The organism is Mesorhizobium sp. ORS 3428, from assembly GCF_001854785.1.
In the GTDB taxonomy this organism is placed as follows: domain Bacteria; phylum Pseudomonadota; class Alphaproteobacteria; order Rhizobiales; family Rhizobiaceae; genus Mesorhizobium.
This window is the reverse complement of sequence record NZ_MDFL01000126.1, coordinates 41885-51328: the sequence shown is the minus strand read 5'-3', so window position 1 is coordinate 51328 and position 9444 is coordinate 41885. Positions and strand designations below refer to the sequence as shown.

General features: G+C 63.4%; 11 protein-coding genes. 9 read left to right on the top strand and 2 right to left on the bottom strand.

Annotation, left to right across the window (positions count from 1 at the left end; all coding sequences use genetic code 11):
• The first annotated feature begins 214 nt into the window (after positions 1-214).
• Positions 215-601, top strand: coding sequence for a histone (locus tag ORS3428_RS32555; RefSeq protein ID WP_108723098.1), 387 nt, complete (start codon positions 215-217; stop codon positions 599-601).
• 271 nt (positions 602-872) lie between these two features.
• A complete protein-coding gene (locus ORS3428_RS19140; RefSeq protein WP_071099859.1) occupies positions 873-1469 on the top strand; it encodes a glutathione S-transferase in 597 nt (198 codons plus the stop codon).
• A 134-nt stretch (positions 1470-1603) separates the two neighbouring features.
• On the opposite strand, the gene ORS3428_RS19135 is transcribed toward ORS3428_RS19140, so the two are convergent.
• Positions 1604-2263, bottom strand: coding sequence for a hypothetical protein (locus tag ORS3428_RS19135; protein WP_083355209.1), 660 nt, complete (start codon positions 2261-2263; stop codon positions 1604-1606).
• 411 nt (positions 2264-2674) lie between these two features.
• Here ORS3428_RS19135 and ORS3428_RS19130 point away from each other — a divergent pair, with 411 nt between their 5' ends.
• Together ORS3428_RS19130 and ORS3428_RS31655 are read left to right on the top strand one after the other, a co-directional pair.
• Positions 2675-3058: a TfoX/Sxy family protein gene (locus ORS3428_RS19130; RefSeq protein ID WP_071099857.1), complete on the top strand. Its 384-nt coding sequence runs from the start codon at positions 2675-2677 to the stop codon at positions 3056-3058.
• Between the two features lie 78 nt (positions 3059-3136).
• Positions 3137-3565 (top strand): GFA family protein, encoded by a 429-nt coding sequence (locus ORS3428_RS31655; RefSeq protein ID WP_083355236.1) that lies wholly within the window; start codon positions 3137-3139, stop codon positions 3563-3565.
• A gap of 181 nt (positions 3566-3746) precedes the next feature.
• On the opposite strand, the gene ORS3428_RS19125 is transcribed toward ORS3428_RS31655, so the two are convergent.
• Positions 3747-4403 (bottom strand): outer membrane protein, encoded by a 657-nt coding sequence (locus ORS3428_RS19125; RefSeq protein ID WP_071099856.1) that lies wholly within the window; start codon positions 4401-4403, stop codon positions 3747-3749.
• Between the two features lie 411 nt (positions 4404-4814).
• On the opposite strand from ORS3428_RS19125, the gene ORS3428_RS19120 reads away from it, so the two are divergent.
• The 5 genes from ORS3428_RS19120 (at position 4815) to ORS3428_RS19100 (ending at position 9292) form a co-directional block, all read left to right on the top strand.
• On the top strand, positions 4815-5579 hold the full coding sequence (locus ORS3428_RS19120; protein WP_071099855.1) for an SDR family oxidoreductase: 765 nt from the start codon (positions 4815-4817) through the stop codon (positions 5577-5579).
• Positions 5576-7675, top strand: a complete 2100-nt coding sequence (gene uvrC / locus ORS3428_RS19115; RefSeq protein WP_071099854.1) for an excinuclease ABC subunit UvrC — start codon at positions 5576-5578, stop codon at positions 7673-7675. Before ORS3428_RS19120 ends, uvrC begins: the two co-directional genes overlap by 4 nt.
• A gap of 280 nt (positions 7676-7955) precedes the next feature.
• Positions 7956-8552: a CDP-diacylglycerol--glycerol-3-phosphate 3-phosphatidyltransferase gene (pgsA, locus tag ORS3428_RS19110; protein ID WP_071099853.1), complete on the top strand. Its 597-nt coding sequence runs from the start codon at positions 7956-7958 to the stop codon at positions 8550-8552.
• A gap of 1 nt (position 8553) precedes the next feature.
• Positions 8554-8811: a molybdopterin converting factor subunit 1 gene (gene moaD / locus ORS3428_RS19105; protein ID WP_040972157.1), complete on the top strand. Its 258-nt coding sequence runs from the start codon at positions 8554-8556 to the stop codon at positions 8809-8811.
• Between the two features lies 1 nt (position 8812).
• Positions 8813-9292 carry a molybdenum cofactor biosynthesis protein MoaE gene (locus ORS3428_RS19100; protein ID WP_071099852.1) on the top strand — a complete coding sequence of 160 codons (480 nt, stop codon included), beginning with the start codon at positions 8813-8815 and terminating at the stop codon, positions 9290-9292.
• Positions 9293-9444: the final 152 nt, after the last annotated feature.

Sequence of the window (9444 nt, the reverse complement as noted above, 5' to 3'; positions counted from 1 at the left end):
GAGCATCCGGAATTCTCGGCGGCGCAATTTCACTTCGACAGACAAAGATTCGCTTGCGTTTTTTGCGCCGATACCCTTGTCAGCGCCCTTCGCGTAACCAAAATTCAATAACTGAAAATCATTGTGTTGCTTCGCTGGCTAGACAGTCACGAGTCAGATATGCATGAACACGCCGGGTCACTCATGACCGTCGGCAAAACGCAAGGGGCATCGCATGGCAAAGCAGTCAACCAAGGCGCCGGCGGCGAAAGCGCCGGCAAAGAAAGCGGCACCGAAGGCTGCCGCGAAACCCGCAGCAGTGAAGAAGGCAGCAGCACCGAAGGCAGCCGCCAAGGCTCCGGCCAGGGCAGCGGCGAAGCCAGCCGCGAAGGCTGCGGCTAAGCCCGCTGCAAAGCCGGCCGCCAAGGCCGCGGCAAAGCCGGCCGCCAAGGCTCCGGCCAAGGCAGCAGCGAAGCCGGCGGCAGCTAAGGCGGCAGCGAAGCCGGCCGCCAAGGCAGCGGCAAAGCCCGCCGCCAAGGCGCCGATGAAAGCAGCCGCCGCCAAGTCGACGGCAGCCGTGAAGAAGGCGGCACCGGCAAAGAAGGCGCCTGCCAAGAAGTAATCGCGTAGCCTCGCTCGCGAACCGCGACAGGTGAGAGCGGGTGCCGTAGAGGTGCCCCTCTCGCCAGTTCGGCGTGATGGCGAGCGGAGCGGACGCTCCTTCCAAAGCTCCCGGAAATTTGCCATGCGGCAAAGCTTCCGGGAGCTTTTTGTTGCGCGGCTGCGACGGCTCCTTCTTATCCGGCTGTGGGTCGTCTGGATTGACGCCTCTGGCCGTTGCCCTCGCGAGTCCATTCGGTCAACAGTGCGCGCAAACAATCAGGAACCCGATCATGCCGAAGCTTCTCTACGCCTCCACGTCTCCCTACAGCTCGAAGGTTCGCATGGCGGCTGCCTATGCCGGCATCACCATCGACCTCGTGCCGGTCAAGACCGAGGACAAGCCGGCGGAACTGGTATCGGCCAATCCGCTGGGCAAGATCCCGGTGCTGGTGCTGGAGGACGGGCGCACGGTGCATGACAGCCGCGCCATCACCCAGCATCTCAACCGCCTGTCGAAGAATGCGCTTTTTCCGCGCAATCCCGACAAGCGGCTCGAGGCCGAAGTGCTGGAGGCGCTGGCCGACGGCATCTGCGATTGCGCCTTGTCGATGGTCTATGAGCGACGCACGCGCCCCGAGGCGATGGTCTATCAGCCCTGGCTCGACCGGCAGTGGGGCAAGATCACCGCAGCACTCGACCTTCTCAACGCCAACCCGCCAAAACTGCCGAAGAAGGTTACCACCGGCCAGATAGCACTGCGCGCCACCCTCGGTTATCTCGCGCTGCGCTTCGGCGGCCAATGGGAAAAGGGCCGCAGCCGCCTGGTGCGCTGGGCCGCACGCTTCGACGAGAAGTTCCCCGAGCTGAAGGGATGCGTGCCGGGGTGAGCATTGTCGATCGCAGACCGCGGCAGTTCAGCGATTGGTGCGATTGCTGAACTGCTCCCGCTATTAAGCAATTCCGGAAGCAAAACCGTCGCTCACCTTCCCTGGAACTGCTGTGGGTTTCCAACTCGTCCTCTTTAGGAAGGGGCAAGACTTGGGTCCGCCTTGTCCAGGCCCGGCGACGCGGGGATTGCGGCATTTCCCGAGTCGCGAAGCAGCACGAAGTTTGCGATTAGAAACGCCTGTCCAAGGACTGCTGCATAAGCGGCCAGCAGAAGGGCGCATGGAACAGCGAAGTTCAGTTGCGGCACGGCGCCAAGCACGAGAGGCATCGTCCAGGACACAAGGGAAACGACACCGCAACCGACCAAGGTGGCATGCTTGCGGGGTGTCATGCCGGCCAGAAGTTGGCCGCCGACGCGCCGGCGCACAAAAGGTATCACCAGTTTGTGGATGGCGACGCCATTAAGGGTAAGGATGGCAACGATGACAATCTTTGCCCAGATCTTCGGGTTCAACAGTTTTTCCGGTTCGACGTAATGGTACAGTACCAAGAAACCCAGCCCCGAAACCCAAAGCAAAGCGAGTCCCAGGGCGACGAACTTGCTTAACCACTCCACATTGTCGGCGAGTTCCTCCGTAACCGGTGATTTTCGGTAACGGGAAAACATGAGGTCGAGGAATACAGCGCCTCCGAAGCCCATAATCAGGCCGGTGAAATGAACCAGCCGGAGACAAGTGCGGACGTAAGAGGCCAGTGTGACCGGTGAGATGGTGAAGAGTTCAGGACTGCTCATGTTACCTGCCAAACGAGATCCGTTCGTGCTCCACAGCGCGGGCACGTTTATTGATGCAATGATTTGGCTGAAGGCTACCGAGGGGCGGCGCACCGTTGGCTAGGTGCCCCTTAGATTAACATGATTATTTAAGTCAACAATAATTTATCGCGCCGTTGAAGGGCTTCGCTGCGCCACCCTTCCTCACCGTCGCCGGGGGGCGAATGACCCAAGCTGTGATGATGTGGCGCTCCTTCGCACTCCCTTTCGTTCTGCCGGCTTTCGTTCGGAAGCCAGCCATTTTGCTTTCTGTCCACGGCGTGGACCGCTCCTCACATCCTGGGGAGATTGGCAGTTCTCCCTTACGTCCGGCTTGAACCGCCGCCCGCTTTCATGCTTGCCTGACGCAACCGCAATCGCGGAGGGCTGAGCATGGCAAAGTCAGTCACCAAGAGCAGCAGTACCCCCGACCCGATGGTTGAGCGCCTGCGCGCTGCCCTCGGCCCGCGCGCGTTCACCGAGCAGAAGATGTTCGGCGGCACCTGCTTCATGAYCAACGGCAACATGCTGATCGGCACCTCGAAGCGTGGGCTGCTGGTGCGCGTCGGCAAGGATGCGCATGCGGCGGCGGCCGCCCGTCCACATGCGAGCCCGATGGAGATGGGCGGGCGCTCGATGGAAGGCTACCTCCATGTCGCGCCGCAAGGCACCGCGAGCAAAGCCGATCTCGCCGGCTGGCTCGATCTCGCGCTGGCTTTCGTCGAGACGCTGCCGCCGAAGGTGAAATCCGCCAAGGTCGCAAAGAAGCGCGCGTGAAGAGCCGACGCAGCGCATTTTGCTCGCTATGGCCGCTTGGCCGAACCTGGTCTCGTCACGGCCTGTGAGGAGGAAGCGATGATATTAGCGGGACATTGCATGTGCGGAGCAGTCGCCTGGACATGCTCCGGAGAGGTTACACGCAACCTTGTCTGTCACTGCACGGATTGCCAGCGCGCCACATCGGCCCCGTTCACGGCCTTCCTCGGGTTGCGATCAGAACATGTGAATTGGAGCGGCGAGATCGTTCACTACGAAAGCAGCCCAGGAACGTTCCGTGGGTTCTGCCCGTCCTGCGGCACGAGGCTTTATTTCCGCTCAGACAAATGGCCCCACGAGGTCCATGTTCATGCTGCCACGCTGACCGAACCGGCCGAATACCAGCCGCACGCGCAAGTCCTCATGCGCTCCCGGGCGAAATGGCTCGACCAGTTGCAGTCGATCCCGATCCATGAGGGTTTCCAGCAGAATCCGGCGGATTGGCCTCTGCCGGGAGGTTCTGGCTAATGCATGTCGCCCAACGTGCGCAGCGGTTTTGGGGAAACGACATGCATCAAAGCAAGACTTAAAGCGCGTCGTCTGAATACGTTTCAGCGCGACGCGCTTTAGTCGGCGGCCGCTTAGGCGTGAAGCCAACAAAAAAAGCCGGGCGCGAGGCCCGGCTTTTCCGTGTCGTGGCTTGGACGACTTAGAACTTCATACCGACGCCGAAGGTGACGCGGTTGTCGGAAGACTTGACCTTGCCGACATCGGCGAAGCTCTTGCTGCCGTAATCGGTGTAGCGATACTCGACGCGGCCGAACACGTTGTCGGTGATCTTGATGTCGGAGCCGACACCGGCCGTCCAGCCCACCATCGCCCTGCTTTGGCTGGCGCCGGTGAGGTCGTCGGTGATCTTCTGGTTCTTGGCGGCGACACCGCCGGTGCCGTAGAGCAGGATTTCCGGGGTCACGGCATAGCCGAGGCGGGCACGCAGCGAGCCTTCGAGGCCCGACTTGGCCGTCACGGTAGCGCTCGAACCCTTGGTGCCGTTGTAGCCGATATCGGCTTCAGCACCGTAGACGAAATTGTCCTGCTGCCAGTTGTAGCCGCCGAAGACGCCGCCGATGAAGCCCTTGGTCTTGGCGTCTTCGCCAATATCCTTGGCCTTGGCATGGCCGCTGAAGCCGTAGCCTGCGCTGATACCGGCGTAGGGGCCGGCCCAGGAAGCAACCGGAAGTTCGGCGGCCGGGGCAGGAGCCGGCGGCTCTTCCTGGACGACGTCTGCGGCATAGGCAGTACCGCCGAGGGCGAAGAGCCCGAGCGCAACCGCGAACGGCCGCGCAAACTTGAGATTGGCTTGCATAGTTGTTTACTCCTTAAGCCACAAGACACTAGGCTTGTTATGTACATGAATGCCCCGGCCCGTCCGGGGGGATAAACGGGCCTGGCGCTGAACGGTTCCAAATGTCGTGTCGAAATGCGGCTGAACCGAACCTGAACTTGGGTCATTCCCTGGYGCGAATGAGGCCGAACCTTGACGTTGCATCTTCGCAACAGCGAATGTCAGCAGGCTGGGCACGTTGCGCTGCACGCCGCTTGGTGCAAGGGGTTCAGCGACATATATTGCACTATGACGGGCCCGAATCCGGGCCGGGCAAGCGTGCGTATGGGCCGCTTCGCCACATTCCTGCCCCAGGTGGAAATGRCATTTAACGCTTGGCCCGTCACATTGTGCCGGCTACCGGAATCGCGGCGCCGATTAAGGATTTGACAGATGACACAAGYCGCTGGCGTGGCGCTGGTGACGGGTGGGGCGAGAAGGATCGGCAAGGCGATCGTCGAGGATCTTGCCGCGCATGGCTTTGCCGTCGCCATCCACGCCAACCGTTCGGCAGCCGAGGCCGAGGCCTTGGCAGGCCGCATCAGGGAAGAGGGCGGCCGCGCCGCCGCGGTTGTCGCCGATCTCACCGACATGGCGGCCGTCGGCGATCTTATCGGCCGCGCGCAGGCAGCACTCGGGCCTGTCACGCTGCTCGTCAACAACGCCTCGCTCTTCGTCGACGACCGTATCGAGGATTTCGACTGGAAGGCCTGGGATCGCCACTTCGCCATCCATGTGAAGGCACCGGCGCTGCTCGCRCAGAATTTTGCCCGCGCCTTGCCGGAAGGCGAGGAGGGGTTGATCGTCAACATCATCGACCAGCGTGTCTGGCGGCCGACGCCGCGCTATTTCTCTTATGCGCTGTCGAAATCGGCGCTGTGGACCGAGACCCAGATGCTTGCGCAGGCGCTTGGCCCGCGGATCCGCGTCAACGCCATCGGGCCAGGTCCGACGCTGAAGAACAAGCGCCAGGACGATGACGATTTCGGCAAGCAGGTCGAGGGGCTGATCCTGAAGCGCGGCCCGCAATTGCCGGAATTCGGCGCCACTATCCGCTACCTCTGGCAAGCGCGCTCGGTGACTGGCCAGATGATCGCGCTCGATGGCGGCCAGCATCTTGCATGGCAGACGCCCGATGTGACAGGCATGGTGGAATGAGTCCCGCAGCCCATAGACACAAGCGAAACGGCGCCGCCGACGACCTGCCGCCCGATGTCGACCCCGATATCGACATCGAGGATGAGGCGGCGGAGGAGATCGTCGAGCCCGAAGCCCTCCCGGCCGGCCCCGACGTCGCCTTCACCGCGATCGACTGGACGCCGCATGCCGGCGATGCCGACGGCATGGTCGGCGCCGAGGTGATCCAGGCCTTTGTCAAGCGACTGCCCAACCAGCCAGGCGTCTATCGCATGATGAACGCGGCCGGCGACGTGCTCTATGTCGGCAAGGCGCGCAGCCTGAAGAAGCGCGTCACGAACTATGCGCAGGGGCGCTTCCACACCGCACGCATCGGCCGCATGGTGCGCGAGACGGCGACGATGGAGTTCGTCGTCACCCGCACCGAGATCGAGGCGCTGCTGCTCGAGGCCAACCTGATCAAGCGGCTCAGGCCCCGCTTCAACGTCTTGATGCGGGACGACAAGTCGTTCCCCTACATCCTGCTCACCGGCGACCATGTCTCGCCCGGCATCTACAAGCATCGCGGCGCGCGCTCGCGCAAGGGCGACTATTTCGGTCCGTTCGCGTCCGCCGGCGCGGTCGGGCGCACCATCAATTCGCTGCAGCGCGCCTTCCTGCTGCGGAGCTGCACGGACTCCTTTTACGAGAACCGCACGCGGCCCTGCCTGCTCTACCAGATCAAGCGCTGCGCCGGCCCCTGTACCGGCGAGATCTCGCATCAGGGCTATGCCGAGCTGGTGGCCGAGGCGAAGGATTTCCTCTCCGGCCGCAGCCAGAAGGTGAAGACCGAGATTTCCGCTGCCATGCAGGAGGCCGCGGAGGAGCTCGATTTCGAGCGCGCAGCCATCTATCGCGACCGGCTCGCGGCGCTCTCGCATGTGCAGGCGCATCAGGGCATCAACCCGCAGACGGTCGAGGAGGCGGACGTCTTTGCCATCCATCAGGAAGGCGGCCAGACCTGCATCCAGGTCTTCTTCTTCCGCACCGGCCAGAACTGGGGCAATCGCGCCTATTTCCCCAAGGCCGATCCAGCGATGGACCCGTCCGAGGTGCTGGGCTCGTTCCTGGCGCAGTTCTACGACGACAAGCTGCCGGCGCGGGCGCTGCTGCTCTCGCAGGCGGTGCAGGAGCAGGAGCTGCTTGCCGAGGCGCTCTCCACCCGCGTCGGCCGCAAGGTGGCGATCTCGGTGCCGCAGCGCGGCGAGAAGAAGGATTTGACCGACCACGCACTGCAGAACGCGCGCGAGGCGCTCGGCCGCAGGCTGGCGGAAACCTCAACGCAGGCGCGGCTGCTGCAGGGCTTCGCCGAGACCTTCGGCCTCGAGAAGCCGCCGGTACGCATCGAGGTCTACGACAACTCGCACATCATGGGCACAAATGCCGTTGGGGCGATGATCGTCGCCGGGCCGGAAGGCTTCGTGAAGAACCAGTACAGAAAATTCAACATCCGCTCGACCGAGATCACGCCGGGCGACGATTTCGGCATGATGCGCGAAGTGATGGAGCGACGTTTCTCGCGGCTGATCAGGGAGCACGGCGACGCCAAGTCTTCCGCTGCGGCCGCCGCTGAGGCCGAGGTCGATACGGCCGACGACCTTGTCGAAGGGAGCGGCAGCTTCCCGGCCTGGCCCGACGTCATCCTGATCGACGGCGGCCAGGGCCAGATGTCGGCGGTGCGCAAGATCCTGTCCGATCTCGGCATCGAGGACCGCGTCGCGGCGATCGGCATCGCCAAGGGTCCCGACCGCGACGCCGGCCGCGAGCGCTTCTTCGTCAAGGGCAGGGACTCCTTCATGCTGCCGGTGCGCGACCCCGTGCTCTATTTCGTCCAGCGCCTGCGCGACGAGGTGCACCGCTTCGCCATCGGCTCGCATCGCGCCCGCCGCAAGAAGGAGATGGTCAAGAGCCCGCTCGACGAGATCGCCGGCATCGGCCCCGGCCGCAAGCGCGCGCTGCTCCACCATTTCGGCACCGCCAAGGCGGTCAGCCGCGCCGCGGTCGAGGATCTGGTCAAGGTCGACGGCATCTCCGAACATATTGCGAAGCTGGTCTACAATCATTTTCACGAGAGCTGAAAGTGAGTTTCCGGCACGGAAGTTTGACAGTGCAGCGTGCTGGTTTGCCGTACGTTGGAGATTGGCCGAGACGCCCGCGGAGTCGACATCCTGGGGTCTTCGCGACGGAGCTTCGGTCCTGCGCCGCCTAACGATGCCTCGGGCCTCAGGTAATGCCGCCATCACCCCAATCTCGACACACCCGGCGCTATTTTTGCCTGGCCAATCGAATCTCGCCTGTTGACCCCCCACATCGGCTTCTGATTTGAGTACGGGAGGCGGAGAGAGTTCCCGATCAGACATGGCCCAGCGCGCTTTCAACCTTCCGAACGTCCTCACCTACGCCCGCATCCTTGCGGTCCCGCTGGTGGTGCTGTGCTTTTTCCTGGAAGGCCATCTGAAGTCGTCCGACTTCGCCCGCTGGTCGGCGCTGGCCATTTTCCTGCTGGCCTCCGTCACCGACTACTTTGACGGCTATTTTGCGCGCGCCTGGCAGCAGACCTCCAACATCGGCAAGATGCTGGACCCGATCGCCGACAAGCTTCTGGTCGCCACCTGCCTGCTGCTACTGGCTGCCGACACCGATCGTCACGGCGGCATCGCCGGCTGGTCGCTCTGGGCGGCGATCATCATCCTGTGCCGCGAGATCCTGGTCTCGGGCCTGCGCGAGTATCTGGCCGCCCTGAAGGTCTCGGTGCCGGTCACCCAGCTCGCGAAATGGAAGACGACGATCCAGATGGTCGCCATCGCCTTCCTGCTTGTCGGCCCGGCTGGTGATAAGATCTTTCCGCTGACCACTCAGATCGGCCTGGTGTTGCTATGGATCGCGGCACTTGTCACGCTCTACACCGGCTACGATTATTTCCGTGCCGGACTGAAGCACATCATGGACGAGTGAGATGTCCACCAAGCTCATCTATTTCGCCTGGGTACGCGAGCGGATCGGCAAGCCGGAAGAGCATGTCGAGCTGCCGGCCGGCATCGAGACGGTCGCCGACCTGCTGCGCTGGCTGAAGTCGCGCGGCGAGGAATACGAGAACGCGCTGCAATACCCCGATGTGATCCGCGTCGCCATCAACCAGGAACATGTCGGCCACCGCGAGAAGATCGCGGGCGCGCGCGAGATCGCGCTGTTTCCGCCGATGACCGGGGGCTGAGATGGCGAGCGCCGTCGTGCCTGCCATTCGCGTTCAGCGCGAGGATTTCGACGTCGCCGCCGAGATTGCCGCCCTGACAAGGGGCCGCGCCGATATCGGCGCCRTGGTGACTTTTTCCGGTCTCTGCCGCGACGAAGCGGGCGCGCTCGCGGCCCTCGAGCTCGAGCATTATCCCGGCATGGCCGAGGCCGAGATCGGCCGCATCGCCGCCGAGGCCATCGAGCGCTGGCCGCTGCAGGGGCTCAGTGTCATCCACCGCCACGGAAAAATCGCGCCAGGCGAAAACATCGTGCTGGTGGTGGCGGCCTCCGCGCACCGCCATGCCGCCTTCGAGGCGGCAAACTTCCTAATGGACTATCTGAAGTCGCGCGCGCCCTTCTGGAAGAAGGAGCACCGCGCCGACGGTTCCGAAGGCGGCTGGGTCGAGGCCAAGGAGGCCGACGACCAGGCGGCGGATCGCTGGAAAACGTCGGACAAATAGCTCAGAAGGCAATGCGTGGGAGCTCTCCGACGCCATTGAACGCCACCAGGTCGATCCGCTGGACGGCAAGCCGCGGACAGTCGTGCTGAAGACGGCGGCGTCCTGACGCTTCGCCCGGCACACGGCGCGGATACCGGAACTTCCCCCTGCCA